Raw genomic sequence first — 16507 nt, 5'->3', positions numbered from 1 at the left:
GAGCAGGAGTACCGGTGCGCCGAACCCGAGTGCGGTGGTGCCGAACCTCATCGAGGGGGTTCGGGAAGCCGTTCGGCGCGCATGGTCTCGACGTCGTCGGCGAACGAGGCGAGCACGGTGGCGAGGTCGTCGAGCCTGCGGGCGCCGGTGTCGGCACCAGTGCGGCTGCGCCCGGTGCGTACGCGGGCGGCCGTGAGCAGTGTGTGTGCCTCCCGGCGGGCGTGCAGCCGGATGAGCTCGGCGTCGAGCTCGGCCTGGGCGGTCAGCATCTCCGTGCGCCGAGCCGCCTCGGTCTCGAGGGACTCCAGGTGCCGTTCCGTCGCGTCGTAGACCCGATGCATGAGGGCGACCAGGCCGCGCGCCACCTCGTCGGGGCTCAGGGTGCGCTCGACCTCGGGCTCGGCGGTCTCGATCGCGTCGAGGAACTGCCCGGCGACGGCCGGGGTCGGGTCGACCACGCTGAGACGTGGGGTCTCGTCGGGCTCCGCGTGGACGGGGGGCTCGGCGGTCGCCTCCTGGAGCTCGCGCATGATCCGGCGGATCGTCTCGCGACGCTCGCCGTCGTCGCCGATCGCCGGCTCGGCGGACCCCACGCGCGAGACGTAGAGGTCGTCGTGGCGTAGTGGCTGCGAGAAGTCGACCCTCCCGAGTCGACCTCCGGTGCTGTTGGCGAGGATCTCGCCCAGCCCCGGTGCGGGGTCGATGGAACCCGCCGACCGTGATTGCGCACGATTCGATCGATGCGTCATGACCTGCCCCCTTCGGTCCTACTGTCCCCCATGAGATCCGGCCACCCGGTGGCCGGTACCCGCACCAGTGTGTACCGAGCGGTAGCGAAAACCACGGACCAGGCCGCATCTTTCCCGGATGTGGCGTCCGGGAAACGTGCCGAGGCCTCGTCCGGGCCCATCCGATGGCTGAGCAGGACGTAGCTCGCGGCGTCGATCGCGTCGGTGCGCGCGTCGACGGGCACGAAGAGATCCGGACGCCCGGTGAAGAGCTCCACCGCAAAGGTGCGTCGGCCGTCGGTGACGATGCTCCTGCCGGTGTGCACGTGGCTGCGGATGTAGCCGGCCATCGCCTGCTCGTCGGCGACACCGACGACGAGGCCAGACGATGTGAGGGTGTTCTGCTGGTCGCGACCGGTGGTGACGGCGTCGGCGAAGCGCGCCTCGAGACCCTGGTGGGGGTAGATCGCCATCTGGCGCAGCGTCCAGGGCACGCTCGCGATGAGTACCACGACGAGCAGGGTGAGCGTGAGAGTGCGGCGACGCTCGCTGCGGCCCACCAGCCAGACGGCGCCCACGAGCGCCAGCACGAGACTCGGCAGCGCCTGGCTCAGCGCGAACGGCGTCGTCTCGGCACCCACGCCCGCCGAGCCGGCCGGGAGCACGACGGCGGTGAGCAGCAGGGCGGCGAGCCAGCCGGAGACGAGGTCGCGGCGCACCGCGGCGACCACCAGGAGCGCCGGCAGCACCACCAGGGCCAACGGTGCCCCGCCGATGAGGAGGCCGAGGGTCCGGGCGGGCAGGTCGACCAGCGAGACGGCCACGGAGGCGCCCGCGTCCGACGTCTCGACGGCCCAGCTCCACGGCGCGGAGCCGTGGAGCGCCGAGAGCAGCGTGACCAGGGCGAGCCCGAGCACGGTCGGAGCGACGAACGCGACCAGCGTGCCCTCGAGCTCGAGGGACGGGGCACCCCGGCGTCGCAGGGTCGTGACGAGGAGCGCCGCGGCGACGAGCACCCAGACGAGGCTGGCGTAGCTGCTGAGCACCGCGGCTGCGAACGCGACCCCGGCGAGCGGGACGTAGCCCACTCGGTCGGTCGTGAGCCAGGCCACGAGGGCGACCACGCCCAGGGTCAGCATCGCCAGCCACACCACGGAGCGAGCCCCGGTGGAGGCGCCGAGGACGAGCAGAGGGTTGGCCGCGGCGGCGACCAGCACGCCGACCCGGCCGGCGGTGCCCACCCGAGCGCCGCGCAGCAGAGCGTGCAGCGCGACGAGCAGAACGCCTGCGCAGGCCGCGGAGGCGACCGGCACCACGAGGAGCGAGTGCTCGCCGGGCGGCACGACGACGAGCGGGCCGAGGGCGAGCACCGCCAGCGGTGGCAGGTCGGGGGTGAAGGTGGTCGCCCCGGAGGCCGCATGGAGCAGGTCGAGGGCGTGGTCGAGGCGGTCGAGCACGTCGAAGCCGACGACGTGCAGCCGCGCGACGAGGTACCAGCCGAGCGCGGTGTAGACGGTCACCGCCAGCGCGAAGACCGTGAGGGATCCGCGCGGACGGCGCGATCGACGTCCGGGGCGGGTCTCGGGTGGCGACGGTGTGAGGAGCGAGGACGTCACGGCTCCTCCCGGCGCAGCACGAGACGGACGACGCCGCACCAGGCCGCGAGGCTGGACAGCGCCCACCACAGCGGCGTGAGGAGCGCGGCACGGGTCAGGCCGAACTCGCGGCGTCGCAGGTTGCCGAGCAAGGCGATCCAGGTGGCGGTCAGGTTGCCGACCAGGAGCAGGGAGACGGCCACGAGGGTCCAGGGCATCGGTGGGGCCGTCACCGGGAGTCCCAGGCGATGCGCCGAGGCGAGGCTGACCACGCACCACAGGAGCGGGTTGGCCAGCCGTGCGGCGTGGGGCGCGAGCCAGAGACCGAGGGCGGCCAGGCCGCGGGTGCCGACGTCGCGCCGCAGCCGTCGTGGATGCCGGGCGTGCACCAGCACGGTCTCGAGCGCCCCGGTGGTCTGCCGACACAGCCAGCGGAACCAGCTCCCGAGGGTCGCGTGACCCGTGGAGACCGTCGTGGAGTCCAGCACGCGGGAGCGGTAGCCCTGCCGGTAGAGCCGGAGGGCGAGGTCGAGCGCAGGAGCGTCGTGATGGGGATCCCAGGCCCCGGCCACGCGCAGGGGCGCCGTGGCGATGTGCAGCGAGCTGCCCGCGAGCTCGGCGAGACCGTCGCGGGCCGTGTCGGCGGCCACGAGCAACTCGAATCGGCCGGCCAGTTCGTTGGACGCCCAACCGCGCACGAGACCGGCCCGGCCGTCGTCGAGGGCGACGTTGAGCTTGGCCTGGAGGGCGATCACGTGCGCTGGAGCGTCGGCGAAGCAGCGCGCGGCCACGCGGAGCTGATCGTCGTCGGGCAGGTCGTCGACGTTGTACACGACGCAGTGGGTGCCGCGTGCCTGCATCAACCCCACCGTGCACAGCTGCGCACGGGTGCGGGCGCCGGCGCGCGGCACGACCGAGACGAAGGCGTACGGCGGCAGGTCGGCGTCGTCGAGAGCGCGTCGGGTCTCGAAGTCGTCGTCGACACACAGCAGGCGCACCTCCAACCGGGTGCGGGGGTAGTCGAGCCGGGCGAGCGACTCCAGAAGTGTGGCGACGTGGCCCGCGTCGTCACCGTGCAGGGGCACCAGCACCGTGTACCGCGGGAGCTGGGAGTCGGGGAGTCCGGGGAGGTGGGCGTCGGGACACAGCTCGGTGCGGCCCGCCAGGCCACGGTGGGCCAGCACCAGCTGCTGTGCGCAACAGGCCAGGTAGACCAGGGAGACCGTGGCGGCGGTCCACCGCGCCAGGTCGGCCGGCCACTGCCAGCCGGCGAGCACCACGAGCGCGATCAGTACCAGGGCAGCCAGTCGCTGGGGGGCCGTGAGCAGTGGCCGGGCGGCGAGCTCGGGCTCGGTCTCACGCAGGAAGCTCTCGGCCACCTCGACGTGGTGGGGGCCGTGGGCGCGCTGCATCAGGTGGTCGACCTCGCGGCGTTCGGCGATGAGCTGACGCAGGGGGGCACCGACGTGCGCCTCGATCTCGGCGAGTGGCTCACCCACCAGGGGCCGGGCCACAGCCAGCAGCACGGTGCTGTCGGCGACCGCCACCGGTAGCGCCGCGTGCTCGCGGGCGAGCGGCTCGGGCAGCCGGTCGGCCGTCTCGTGGTCGAGCGGACTGTCGATCAGGCTCACCCGCTGGATCTGGTGCAGTTCCGAGAGCGCGGCGACCACGACCGACTCCTCGACGAAGCCCTCGGCGACCAGCACCTCGCTCAAGGGGTCGCCGGTCCCGGTCTGCACGGCGAGCGCGTCGTCGAGCCGCTGCTGGTCGAGCAGGCCGCTGGCGAGCAGCATGTCGCCCAGCTGGGCGCGCTCCAGTCTGGCCTCGGCGGTCTCCGGCGTCCGTGCGCGAGCCGGGTGCACGCGTTCGATGGCCGCCATCAGCTCGGGCAGGGCGTGCGGCACGAGCCACACCGGTCGGCGCAGCCGGTCGCGCACGACCTGGAGCGCGATGGGGTCGTCGGGCTCGCCGGTCGCCACCAGGACGACGGGTTGGGTGTCGGACGCCCCCTGCGCGTGCTGCTCCGGGTCGCCGAGCGTGTCGGGCTCACGGTGGAGCAGGGCGTAGGGCTGCACCCGGAACGTGCGGCAGAGCCCCTCGGGGAGCAGGTGCGCTACTCCGGAGTCGATGCCCTCGGCGAGGACGGGGAGGCGGCTCTCGGCGTCGAGGGAGCGGGAGACGGTCTCGCCCGCGGGTGGATCGGTCGGTGCACTCACGGGGCGGGATCTCACCAGCCCCCGGGGAGGGGTCGCGCTCCGGTGAGGGCTGGGCGCGCCCGCAGGACGGCGAGCCCGAGGCCGGCCACGAGCACCAGGACGAGCGGCGCGAGGAGTACCGCGCCCAGAGCGGCCGCGCCGAGTGCGAGCGTGAGCAGCGCGGAGGAGAGGGCGCGGAGAACCGAGGAGTCCGGTCGCTCGACCGTCTCCCCGTCGCCCTGCTCCGAGCCAGGTGCGCACGCGTGCGCTCGTGTTGCCATCGTGTGCTGTCCCCCAGAGCCCGTGCAGAAAGCCGGGCCAGTTCACCAGCGTAGGTGGGAGCCCTTCGGAGGCGGGGAACAGCGGGGCCATGAATGAGTAACAGGGGTCGATACAGGCGGGGGTACCGGCGTCTTCGCGCGGGTCAGGCGCGGTCAGCAGGAGGGCCGGGTGCTCGGCCGGGTGCTCGGCCGTGGTGGCTGCTTCGCGGGGGTGCGAGACTCGAGCCATGTCCGATCACAGCCCCGGCGAGACCCGAACCGAGCGCGAGACCGTGTTCACCTACGCCGCTCCGAAGCTGAAGTTCGGCCCGGGTGCGGCCGACGAGCTGGGGCACGATCTGGCAGCTCTCGGCGCCCGGCGGGTGCTGCTCGTCACCGATCCGGGGGTGGCCGCCACCGGCCACCCCGCGCGGCTCGCCGACCTCGCCCGGACGGCGGGCCTCGAGGTCGTCGTCCACGAGACGGCGCGGGTGGAGCCCACGGACGAGTCGATGATCGCCGCCATCGACGCGGCCCGCGATGCCGGGCCGTTCGAGGCGATCGTGGCCGTCGGAGGCGGATCGGCGATCGACACCGCGAAGGCGGTCAACCTGCTCACCACGAACCCCGGCGAGCTGATGGACTACGTCAACGCGCCGGTGGGCAAGGCGCAGGCGCCCACCCAGCCGCTGCTGCCGCTCGTGGCGGTGCCGACCACCACGGGCACGGGCTCGGAGAGCACCACCATCTGCGTGCTCGACGTGCTGTCGCTGCACGTGAAGACCGGCATCAGTCACGCGGCGCTGCGCCCGACGATGGCGGTGGTCGACCCGCGGCTGACGATGGGGCAGCCGCCGATGGTGACCGCCTCGGCCGGTCTCGACATCCTCAGTCACGCCCTCGAGAGCTACACCGCGCAGTGGTACGGCTCGATGGCCGCGAAGGCACCCGAGCAGCGGGTGCCGTACTGCGGCGCCAACCCGATCGCCGACCTGTGGAGCGAGCGGGCGCTGGGGCTGCTGGCCGCCTCGTTCCGCACCGCGGTGGCCGACGGCAGTGACGAGCACGCGCGCGAGCAGATGGCGCTGGCGGCGACCTTCGCCGGCCTCGGGTTCGGCAATGCGGGCGTGCACATCCCGCACGCCAACGCCTATCCGATCGCCGGGCGGGTGCGGGAGTACCGGCCGGCCGGCTACCCGCAGACCGACCCGATGGTGCCGCACGGCATGGCGGTCTCGCTCACCGCGCCGGAGGCGTTCCGGTTCACCTTCGAGGCCAGCCCCGAGCGGCACCTGCGGGCCGCCTCGCTGCTGGACCCCTCGGCACCGACTTCGGGTTCGGACGCCGGCCCCGACGTGCTGCCGCGCGTGCTCGCGACGCTCATGCGCGACGTCGGCCTGCCCAGCGGTCTGGCCGAGGTCGGCTACGGCGAGGGCGACGTCCCCGATCTGGTGGACGGCGCCCTGAAGCAGCAGCGGCTGCTCGCCACCGCCCCGCGCGAGGTCACCCCCGACGACCTCGCCGGCATCATCGGCGCCTCGATGCACCACTGGTGAGGCGACCGCTGAGCGTCTCGGATCGTGCGCGGCGCGCACGGAGGAGCAGTTCGGTGCCGGACTCCGGCCCCACCCCCAGCTGGGCGCAGACCCAGTCGAGTTCGTCGTCGAGGGTGCTGGCGAAGATGTTCGGGTCGTCGCTGGCGACGACGAAAGGGAGACCTTCAGCGTCTCAGCGAGGCACCGGGTGATGGGTCGGGTGTCTCGGGGGCCGACACCACCGGGCGATCAGGGGAGAAGCCCACGCACCTGATGCGTGCTCATCTCCCCCGTTGCTGCCCCGAGCCAGCGATACCCGACCCAGATGCGGCGCTTTCACGCGCAGCGCCGACAATGGGGGAGTGACGACCGCCGCCGACGCCTCCGCCCCCGTGGCCGATGTCGTCGCCGCGCTGCGAGCGGCGGGGCTGGGCGACGTCGACGACTCGGTGACGACGCGGGCGGCGTACTCGAGCGATGCCTCGCTGTACCGGATCCCGCCGCAGGTGGTGGTGCGGCCGCGGCACCGCGACGAGCTGCTCGCCACCCTGGCGGTGGCCCGCGAGGCCGGGGTGCCGCTGACCATGCGCGGCGCCGGCACCTCGATCGCCGGGAACGCCGTGGGCGCCGGCATCGTGGTCGACACCGCCCGGCACCTCAACCGGGTGCTCGCCGTCGACCCCGAGGCCGGCACCGCGGTCGTGGAGCCCGGCGTCGTGCACGCCGACCTCCAGCGCGCGGCGGCACCCCACGGGCTGCGGTTCGGTCCGGACCCCTCGACGCATCCGCGCTGCACCATCGGCGGCATGATCGGCAACAACGCCTGTGGCTCGCGGGCGCTCGGCTACGGCCGCACCGCCGACAACGTGCTCGGCCTCGACGTCGCGTTCGGCACCGGCGAGGAGTGGAGCGGCGGCACGTCCTCCGTCGGCACGGAGCTGAGCGATCTCGTCAGCGCCGACCTCGGTCACGTGCGCACCCACTTCGGCACCTTCACCCGCCAGGTCAGCGGCTACAGCCTCGAGCACCTGCTGCCCGAGCGCCGCGACCTGGCCAAGTTCCTCGTCGGCTCCGAAGGCACCCTCGGCGTGGTGCTCGGCGCCACCGTGCGCCTCGTCGACGACCGGGTCACCCGCCGGATGCTCGTCTTCGGCTACCCGAGCATGACCGAGGCCGCCGACGCCGTGCCCGCGCTGCTCGCCGCCGCACCCCGCGCGATGACCGCCTGCGAGGGGCTGGACGCCCGCATCGTCGCGCTCGTGCGCGCCCAGCACCCGGTACCGGACCTGCCCGACGGCGGCGGCTGGCTGTTCTGCGAGACCACCGACCCCGCCCACGACACCGCACTCATCGGCGCGGCCGGGGCCCTGGGCCACCGGGTCGTCACCGAGGCGGGCGAGCAGGCGGCGCTGTGGCGCATCCGCGAGGACGGCGCGGGCCTGGCCGCGCGCAGCCTGCGGCGTCAGGCGCTCTCGGGCTGGGAGGACGCCGCCGTGCCGCCCGAGAGGCTGGGCGCCTGGCTGCGCGACTTCGAGGCACTGTTGGCCGCGCACGACCTCGACGGCGTGCCGTACGGCCACTTCGGCGACGGCTGCCTGCACGTGCGCATCGACTTCGACTTCACCGATCGCCAGAGCGACCCGGGTGCCGGGGCCCAGCGGTTCCGCGCATTCCTCGTCGACTGCGCCACCGCGCTGAAGCAGCACGGCGGTTCGCTCTCGGGCGAGCACGGCGACGGCCGCGCTCGCTCCGAGCTGCTGCCGCTGATGTACGACGAGCACTCGGTGCGCCTCTTCGCCGCCGCCAAGGCGCTGTGCGACCCCGACAACGTGCTCAACCCCGGCGTGCTCGTCGACCCCGACCCGCTCGACGCGCACCTTCGCCCCGCGCGGCCGAGGGCCGGCGTCCGTACTGCGCTGCGGCTCCTGCACGACGGCGGCTCGCTGGCCGAGGCCGTGCACCGCTGCACGGGTGTCGGCAAGTGCGTGGCCCCGCAGCCCTCGGGCGTGGGCGCACAGGTCATGTGCCCCTCGTGGCAGGCCACCCGCGACGAGAAGGACTCCACCCGCGGCCGCTCGCGCGTGCTCCAGGAGGCGCTGGACGGCTCCCTGGTCGCGGGCCTCGGCGACCCGGCCGTGGCCGACGCGCTCGACCTCTGCCTGGCCTGCAAGGGTTGCGCGTCCGACTGCCCGACCGGCGTCGACATGGCGACCTACAAGTCCGAGTCGCTCTACCAGCGCTACGACGCCCCCGGCGCCACGGAGAAGCGCCCGCGCAGCCACCGGCTGCTCGGCCGGTTGCCCAAGCTCGCCGCCCTCACCGCACCGTTGGCGCCGGTCGCCAACCGCTCGCTGCGCCTCGGACCGGTGGCCCGGATGGCGAAGTCGATGGCCGGGGTCGACCAACGCCGTTCGCTGCCCGACTTCGCGCCCCGGACCCTACGCCGCTCGGCACCCACGGCACGGCTGGCCCACACCCACACCTCGGGGGAGACCCCCGACGTGTGGATCTGGGCCGACTCCTTCACCGACCACTTCCTCCCCGGCTCCGGCCACGCGGCGATCGCGGTGCTCGAGGCCGCGGGTCTGCGGGTGCGGGTGATCGACGAGCGCGCCTGCTGTGCCCTGACGTGGATCACCACCGGCCAGCTCGACGAGGCCCGGAGGATCGCCGCCAAGACCGCGGCGACCCTGGCGCCGTACGTCGCCTCGGGTGTGCCGGTGCTCGGACTCGAGCCGTCGTGCACGGCCACCCTGCGCAGCGACCTGGTCGAGCTCGTCGACGACCCGCGCGCCGAGCAGGTGGCCACGGGGGTGCTCACCTTCGCCGAGCTGCTCACGAAGCTCGACCTCCCGCTGCCGGACCTCAGCGGAGTCGAGGTGGTGGCGCAGCCGCACTGCCACCAGCACGCCGTCATCGGCTGGGGAGACGACCAGGCGCTGCTCGAGAGGGCCGGCGCCACCGTCGTCCGGGTGCCCGGCTGCTGCGGGCTGGCCGGCAACTTCGGCATGGAGCAGGGCCACTACGAGGTGTCGGTCAAGGTCGCCGAGACCCACCTGCTGCCCACGGTGCGCGCCCACCCCGACGCCGTGGTGCTCGCCGACGGCATGTCGTGCAAGGTGCAGCTCGACGACCTCGCCGACGTGCGGGCGATGCACCTCGCCGAACTGCTCGCCTCGAAGCTGCCTGCCTCGAAGCTGCCCGGCGCTCGAACCGGGGGCGCGCGATGAACCCCAAGCACCGCCGGCTGATCATCCCTGCCGCCCTCGTGCTGCTGTTGCTCATCGTGGTCATCGCCTCGGTGTCGAAGTGAGCGAGCCGTTCTCGGTGCTCGGCTCCGCCCTCCGAGACGACGAGGGGCTGGTGCGGGCGGTCGCCTCCGGTCGCCGCAAGGGCCTCGAGCCGCCGGCCTGGCGCCGGGTCGAGCTGCGCTACGTCGACCTCAAGGCCGGCCGGCACCTGCAGGTCGTGCGCTACGACGACCAGCAGGCGCACACCGCCAACCACGCGGCCGGCGCTGCTGCCGGTGCGGCGGTCGAGGAGCTGATCGCACTGCCGTTCGGCACCTGGCACGTCGAGACCGCCACCGCCACCCACCAGCTGCGGGTGACCAAGAAGGGCGAGCCGCTGCTGCACACCAAGCGCCGCACCGCGCCGGTCGAGCCCGACCGCGGCCACGACCGCGAGAAGTCCCGGCTGCTGGAGGAGTCCGACCCGCTGTTCGCCGCCCTCGGCCTCAGCGACGCCGACGGGCGGATCAAGCCGAGCCGCCGGGCGAAGTTCCGGCAGGTCCAGGAGTTCGTGCGACTGCTCGACGACTGCGTCGGCGAGGCGATCGCGCAGGGCAAGCTGCGTCGTCCGACGGTGCAAAGACCCCTGCGTGTGGTCGACCTCGGCTGCGGCAACGGCTACCTCACCGCGGCCGCGCACCGGGTGCTGGCCGGCGTGCGCGGGCTGCCCGTGCAGGTGATCGGAGCCGACGTGAAGGAGCAGTCGCGCGACCACGGCACCGCGCTGGCGGCCACGCTCGGCGTGAGCGACTCGTTGACGTTCGTGGCGGGCAGCATCGCCGACGTAGAGGTCGACCCCGCACCCGAGGTGGTGCTCGCCCTGCACGCCTGCGACACCGCCACCGACGACGCGCTGGCCCGCGCCGTCGGCTGGGGAGCCGCGGTGGTGCTGGCCGCGCCGTGCTGTCACCACGACGTCGCCGCGCAGTTGCGACGCGCCGACGCGCCGGCGCCGTACGCCGCACTGCTGCGCGACGGCATCGTGCGCGAGCGGTTCGCCGACACCCTCACCGACACCCTGCGCGCCTCGCTGCTGCGGCTGGAGGGCTACCGGGTCGACGTGGTGGAGTTCATCGGGTCCGAGCACACGCCGCGCAACACGCTGCTGCGTGCGGTGCGCAAGGGGCCGCGGGTCTCCGGTGGCGCGGAGGCGGCCGAGTACGACGCGCTCGTCGGAGCCTGGGGCCTGACCCCGCGGCTCGGCGTGCTGCTCGACCGGTGAGCCGCGTCGTGACGCGCGTGACGGTGCTGGTGGGCGCCCTCGTGCTCGCGCCGATGGTCACCGGCATCGCGGTCTCGGCGGCCGACGACGGGCCCGGCCACGTGGTGCTGACCTTCCGCGACCCCGACATCGTCGAGTCCAGCGGACTGGTCCTCACCCATGGTCTCTTCGTCACGATGAACGACTCCGGCGACACCGGCCGGGTCTTCTCCGTGGCACCCGACGGCGACGCGGTCGGCGTCACGCAGTGGGGCACACCCGACGACGACGCGGTCGATGTCGAAGGGCTCGCGCCGGCCTGTGCCGACCGGGAGCCGGGCGTGTGGGTCGGCGACATCGGCGACAACGCCGAGGCGCGTGACTCGATCAGGGTGGTGAAGGTGCCGGTGGGCCGCGGCGACCTCGACGCCACCGGTGCGCCGCGGTACACGCTCACCTACCCCGACGCAGCCCACGACGCCGAGACCCTGCTCTGCGACCCCGCCGACGGCCGTCTCTACGTGGTCACCAAGGGCTTCCTCGGCGGCACGGTCTACGCCGCGCCGAAGCGGCTCACCGCCACCGGGGTCAACCGCCTGAAGCCGGTCGCCAGCACCATCCCCATCGCCACCGACGGTGCCTTCTGGCTCGACGGCCGACACCTGGTGGTCCGCGGCTACGCCGGTGCCCGGGTCTACGCCTGGCCCTCGATGGACGTCGTCGGCGCCCTGCCGCTGCCCAGCCAGAAGCAGGGCGAGGGCATCGCCGTCGACACCGACGGGCGGGTGTTCGTCTCCACCGAGGGCGCCTTCTCCGACGTGCAGGAGGTGCCGGTACCGCGCGCGCTGCGGCGAGCCCTCGCCCCGCTCGTTGCGGCGTCTGGTGGCTCGCCGTCGACCTCCCCGAGTCAGCCCGCCACTGCGGTGCTGCCGGAGGACGAACGCACCTCGGCTGTCGACCACGCCTGGTGGACGTGGCTGGTCGGGGGAGCAGCTGCCGTGCTCGTCGTCCTGGTCCTCGGCCGGGTCTGGATCCTCAGCCGTCGTCGCTGACCCGCCGTCAGTTCTCCGCGGAGTGGGCGGCGAAGCCCGTTACCGAATGGCGACGCCGTGACGAACCGTCCTCCAAGCGACCACTCCTTGGTAACAGGAGGTCAACAAAATGATCTTTTTCAACTTATTTCGGTGAGTCGGGTTTGTCTGTCGGTGGCGCAGGGGCAGAACACCTGTACACCGACGATCGACGGCTCCCTCCTGGGAGAGGAGCCACAGCAAGGGGGAACGGTCGCCGACGTACCACCTCACCGCCCGCAGGCCGCCAGGCACGCGGGCGGTCGGTGTTTCTGCGCTCCGGCCCCGGTCCGGGCCGCCTGCCGGGTGTCTCACAACGGGTGATCGCCGCGCGGTCGCACCTGGCTACCGTCGGGGCCATGGTGCGCCTGCGCAGGACGTCCCCGGAGCAGCCGGGCTGGACCCGGCGCCGCTCCGGTCGCGGGTTCGTCTACCTCGACCAGGGCGGCGACCGACTGCCGGACGACGATGCCCAGCGGGTCCGCGACCTGGTGATCCCGCCGGCCTGGCGAGACGTGTGGGTGACGCCCCACGCGAACGGCCACCTCCAGGCGGTCGGCACGGACGACGCGGGCCGGCGGCAGTACCTCTACCACCCCGCCTGGCGCGAGCGCCGGGACGCCGAGAAGTTCGACCGGATGCTGGATTTCGGGCGGGCGCTGACCAAGGCGCGCGAACGCGTCGTCGCCGACCTCGGGCGCGAGGGCATGCCGTTGGAGCGGGCCTGCGGTGCCGCCGTCCGGCTCATCGATCTCGGCTACTTCCGCATCGGCAACGACGTGTACGCCGACGAGCACGGATCCTTCGGCCTCACCACCCTCGAACGACGGCACGTGCGGCGCCGTCAGGACCACCTGGTGTTCACCTTCCGCGGCAAGTCGGGGGTCGACCACCGCATCGAGATCGACGACGAGGTCGTGATCGAGGCGATCGAGGTGATGCGCCGGCGGCGCGGCGCAGACGACCCGCGACTGCTGTCCTACAAGCAGGCCCGCTCCTGGCGCTCCGTGCTGCCCGACCTGGTCAACGACTACGTGCGCGAGGCGACCGGGCTCGAGGCCACGGCCAAGGACTTCCGCACCTGGCACGCCACCGTGCTCGCGGCGGCCGCGCTGGCGACCTCCGACGAGCCGGGTGAGTCGCAGGCCTCGCGCAAACGCGCGGTGTCGGCGGCGATGAAGGAGGTCTCGTCGTTCCTGGGCAACACCCCCACGCTCGCGCGGACCAGCTACGTCGACCCGCGCGTGGTGCGGGCCTACGAGGCGGGACGCACCATCGGCGCCACCACGCGACGCGACTACGACACCCCCGACCAGCGTCAGGCGGCGCTGGAGCGGGCCACCTTGAGAATGCTCAGGCGCGAGGCAGGGTGAGCACGAAGTCGGAGCCGGGCGAGCCCGGCTCGTAGCGGACGTCGCCCGCGTTGGCCCGCGCGAGTTCCCGGGTGATGAAGAGGCCCAAGCCGGTGCCGCGCACGCGGCGGTGGCTCTCCGCGCGCCCGAAGCGGCTGAACAGCGCGTCACGGAACTCGGGCGGGACTCCCGGACCGGCGTCCACGACGTGGATCTCGACGGTCTCACCGACCTCGACCACCGTGATGCGCGATGCCCCGTCGGCGTACTTCTCGGCGTTGCTCAGCAGGTTGCGCAGCATCTGCTCCAGATGCAGGGGCTGCACCCAGGCGCATGCGTCGGGAGGACAGTCGACCGCGGGCTGATGGTTCGGTTCGCCGGAACTCGCGAGCTCGCGCAGCCGGGGCAGCAGCAGGCAGGACTCCGGGAAGGCGGTCAGGGCCCCGGACTCACTGGCCACCATGGTGAGCACCTCGGCCACCATGTCCTGCACCTGGAGCCCGGCCCGCCCGATCACGGCCAGGGAGCGGGTCACGGTCGCGGTGTCGCCGACCTCCGCCGCCTCCGCGCCGATCTCGGCGTAACCGACCACGGAGGTGAGAGGGTTGCCGATCTCGTGGCCGAGCATGCCCAGCAGGTCGACCTTGAACGCGTTGGCGTGCTCGAGCTCCTCGTTGGTCGCGGCGAGGGCCGCGGCGGCCTCCGCGCGCTCGCGCATCGGCTGGTAGAGAGCCGCGCGCTGGATCATCAGGTAGACCGGCACGGTGAGCAGCACGAACCACGGGGCGCGGGTCCAGACCGCGGAGAGCAGGCCGCACACCAAGAGCACGGAGAGCTCGGTGCCGTAGAAGGCGCCTGCGGTGAGGGTCTGGCGCAGCCACACCTCGTCGTCGGCGTGGTTGAGCAGGGCGCTGCACCACAGCAGTCCGGTCTCGACCACGAGGAAGGAGGCCGCGCACAGGACCAGGGCGAGCAGCCCCAGGGCGCCGGTGCCGTGCATGAGTTCGCGCCCGCCCAGTACGCCGCTGCGCACCAGTGCGGCGACGATGCCGGCGAGCACCAGGTAGGCGGCCGAGCCGATCCACTTCCACCACGCCACGCGCAGACCGCGCAGGTAGGCGTGCGCGTAGGTCAGCGGGACGACGAGCAGCAAGAACACCGGCGGCAGCAGCAGGGCGCTGGCGAAGGCCCATCCCGACAGCGCCTTGTGTGCCTGTTGGTTGCGGGAGACGCCACCCATCAGTATCCGGCCGATCTCGACGTTGAGCACCGAGAAGGCGATGAGCACCATGGCGGTGGTCTGGGCCCGATGCTCCTGGCGGCAGGGCAGCGGTGCGACGTAGGTGAAGACGATGGGCAGGGTCAGGGCGGCGACCATGGTGAGGAGCAGGTGCGCGCGCATGCGTCCGGGGGTCCGCCTGAGCAACTCCACCTCGGACCGCAGCTGCTGCCACCGCATGGGAACGCGGTCGTCGACGGCGCCGGTCACGCAGTCATGATCCCAGTACCCCCGCCCGTGTGCGCCCGTTTCGAGGCAAGTTCGGCGTTTCCGTGAGGCGCATCGACCGAAGTGGTCTGGAGGAGGGCGGTCAGAGCCGGTCGACCACCCAGTCCAGGCAGCGGGTCAGCGCGGCGATGTCGTCGGGATCGACGGCGGGGAACATCGCGATGCGCAGCTGGTTGCGGCCCAGCTTGCGGTAGGGATCGCAGTCGAGGATCCCGTTGGCACGCAGCACCGCCAGTATCTCCTCGTAGTCGATCGTCTCGTCGAGGTCGAGGGTGCCCACCACGAGCGAGCGCGCGGCCGGGTCGCTCACGAACGGCCGCGCCCACGCGCATCGCTCGGCCCAGCCGTAGAGGGTGTCGGACGACGCCCGCGTGCGCGCCACGGTGGCCTCGAGGCCGCCCAGCTCGAGCATCCAGCGCAGCTGCTCACCCATGAGGAACAAGGTGGCGACGGCGGGGGTGTTGTAGGTCTGGTCCTTGCGGGAGTTCTCGATCGCCGTGGGCAGGTCGAAGAAGGCCGGGACGTACCGGCCGGAGGCGCCGATGCGCTGCGCACGCTCGATCGCGGCGGGGGACATCAGGGCCACCCAGAGCCCGCCGTCGGAGGCGAACCCCTTCTGTGGCGCGAAGTAGTAGCAGTCGGCCTGCGCGAGGTCGACCGGCAGACCGCCGGCGCCCGAGGTGGCGTCGACCAACACCAGGGCGCCGTGGTCGGCTCCGTCGACGCGGCGCACCGGTGCCATGACGCCGGTGGAGGTCTCGTTGTGCGCCCAGGCGTAGGCGTCGACGCCGGACTCGGCCCGCGGCTGCGCCAGGGTTCCGGGCTGGCCCCGCACGAGCGACGGGTCGGCCAGCCAGGGCGCGGCGGTCGCGGCGGTGGCGAACTTGCCGGTGAACTCGCCATAGACCAAGTGCTGGCTGCGCTCGGCCACCAGTCCGTACGTGGCGACGTCCCAGAACGCCGTGGAGCCGCCCACGCCGAAGACCACCTCGTAGCCGTCGGGCGGGGAGAACAGCTCGGTGAGCTGTGCCTTGACCTGCCCGACCAGGGAGCGCACCGGCTGCTGGCGGTGTGAGGTGCCCATGAGTGCGGTGCCGGTCGCGGCGAGGGCGTCGAGGTGCGAGACCGGCAGCTTCGAGGGGCCGGAGCCGAACCGCCCGTCGCGTGGCAGCAGCTCGGCCGGGATGCGCAGGTCGGGGCTCACGCCGCGATTCTCGCAGCAGTGCGGGAGAGTCCAGAATGCTGCCCGTGCTGCGGATCGAGCGGGTGGACCACACCCACCCCGACGCGCTGCGCCTCATCGAGGAGGTGCAGCAGGTCTACGTGGCGCGCTACGGCGGGCGCGACGAGACGCTCATCGACCCGCTCGACTTCGCACCACCCGTCGGCAGCTTCTTCGTCGGCTACCTCACCCTCGACCCGGATGGCAGCCCGGACGCCGGGCCGGTGGCCGTCGCCAGTGGTGCCTGGCGGCGCACCGCGACGCCGCTGCCGGGTGCGAGCGCCGTGGCCGAGGTCAAGCGCATGTACGTCGTGCCCGCGGCACAACGACGCGGTCTGGGCCGGGCGATGCTCGCGCACCTGGAGCGCACGGCGCGCCTGGCCGGCTACGACGGACTGGTGCTGGAGACCGGCACCCTCCAGCCCGAAGCGATCGCACTGTATGCGTCGGCGGGATACACGCGAGTGCGTCCCTTCGGTCACTATCGCGACGACCCGTTGTCGGTGTGCTTTGGACGACATCTCCTGGAAACAGCGCCAGGGTGAGTAGCGC

General features: G+C 73.0%; 12 protein-coding genes. 6 read left to right on the top strand and 6 right to left on the bottom strand.

Features of this window, described 5'->3' with window-relative positions; all coding sequences use genetic code 11:
• Positions 1-47: 47 nt before the first annotated feature.
• Genes ISG29_RS12150 through ISG29_RS12135 form a run of 4 tightly spaced genes read right to left on the bottom strand, consistent with a single transcriptional unit; the run spans position 48 to position 4799 of the window.
• A complete protein-coding gene (locus tag ISG29_RS12150) occupies positions 48-749 on the bottom strand; it encodes a hypothetical protein (RefSeq protein WP_194503698.1) in 702 nt (233 codons plus the stop codon).
• A complete protein-coding gene (locus tag ISG29_RS12145) occupies positions 746-2344 on the bottom strand; it encodes a hypothetical protein (RefSeq protein ID WP_194503697.1) in 1599 nt (532 codons plus the stop codon). The genes ISG29_RS12150 and ISG29_RS12145 overlap by 4 nt, the downstream gene beginning before the upstream one ends.
• Positions 2341-4539, bottom strand: a complete 2199-nt coding sequence (locus ISG29_RS12140; RefSeq protein WP_194503696.1) for a GspE/PulE/PilB domain-containing protein — start codon at positions 4537-4539, stop codon at positions 2341-2343. Before ISG29_RS12140 ends, ISG29_RS12145 begins: the two co-directional genes overlap by 4 nt.
• 11 nt (positions 4540-4550) lie before the next feature.
• The gene (locus ISG29_RS12135; RefSeq protein ID WP_194503695.1) at positions 4551-4799 is read right to left on the bottom strand and encodes a hypothetical protein; all 249 of its coding nucleotides are present in this window, start codon (positions 4797-4799) and stop codon (positions 4551-4553) included.
• Between the two features lie 227 nt (positions 4800-5026).
• Here ISG29_RS12135 and ISG29_RS12130 point away from each other — a divergent pair, with 227 nt between their 5' ends.
• The 5 genes from ISG29_RS12130 to ISG29_RS12110 all read left to right on the top strand — a co-directional run bounded on the left by ISG29_RS12130 (position 5027) and on the right by ISG29_RS12110 (position 13247).
• On the top strand, positions 5027-6334 hold the full coding sequence (locus ISG29_RS12130; protein ID WP_194503694.1) for a hydroxyacid-oxoacid transhydrogenase: 1308 nt from the start codon (positions 5027-5029) through the stop codon (positions 6332-6334).
• Between the two features lie 341 nt (positions 6335-6675).
• Positions 6676-9543 carry an FAD-binding and (Fe-S)-binding domain-containing protein gene (locus tag ISG29_RS12125; RefSeq protein ID WP_194503693.1) on the top strand — a complete coding sequence of 956 codons (2868 nt, stop codon included), beginning with the start codon at positions 6676-6678 and terminating at the stop codon, positions 9541-9543.
• Positions 9544-9622: 79 nt separating this feature from the next.
• Positions 9623-10825 (top strand): class I SAM-dependent methyltransferase, encoded by a 1203-nt coding sequence (locus ISG29_RS12120; RefSeq protein ID WP_194503692.1) that lies wholly within the window; start codon positions 9623-9625, stop codon positions 10823-10825.
• Between the two features lie 8 nt (positions 10826-10833).
• The gene (locus ISG29_RS12115) at positions 10834-11856 is read left to right on the top strand and encodes an SdiA-regulated/phytase-like domain-containing protein (RefSeq protein ID WP_194503691.1); all 1023 of its coding nucleotides are present in this window, start codon (positions 10834-10836) and stop codon (positions 11854-11856) included.
• Positions 11857-12233: 377 nt separating this feature from the next.
• Positions 12234-13247 (top strand): DNA topoisomerase IB, encoded by a 1014-nt coding sequence (locus ISG29_RS12110; protein ID WP_194503690.1) that lies wholly within the window; start codon positions 12234-12236, stop codon positions 13245-13247.
• Here the strand turns inward: ISG29_RS12110 and ISG29_RS21665 are convergent.
• Positions 13228-14715 carry a sensor histidine kinase gene (locus ISG29_RS21665; protein WP_194503689.1) on the bottom strand — a complete coding sequence of 496 codons (1488 nt, stop codon included), beginning with the start codon at positions 14713-14715 and terminating at the stop codon, positions 13228-13230. The genes ISG29_RS12110 and ISG29_RS21665 overlap by 20 nt on opposite strands.
• A 100-nt stretch (positions 14716-14815) precedes the next feature.
• Positions 14816-15937: a phosphoserine transaminase gene (gene serC, locus ISG29_RS12100; RefSeq protein WP_194503688.1), complete on the bottom strand. Its 1122-nt coding sequence runs from the start codon at positions 15935-15937 to the stop codon at positions 14816-14818.
• Positions 15938-15972: 35 nt separating this feature from the next.
• Here serC and ISG29_RS12095 point away from each other — a divergent pair, with 35 nt between their 5' ends.
• Entirely contained in the window at positions 15973-16500 is a 528-nt protein-coding gene (locus ISG29_RS12095) for a GNAT family N-acetyltransferase (protein ID WP_194503687.1), read from the top strand.
• Positions 16501-16507: the final 7 nt, after the last annotated feature.

The sequence above is a fragment of the Nocardioides acrostichi genome (assembly GCF_015319165.1).
GTDB classification, from domain to species: domain Bacteria; phylum Actinomycetota; class Actinomycetes; order Propionibacteriales; family Nocardioidaceae; genus Nocardioides; species Nocardioides acrostichi.
This window is presented reverse-complemented; position numbering and strand designations above follow the sequence as displayed.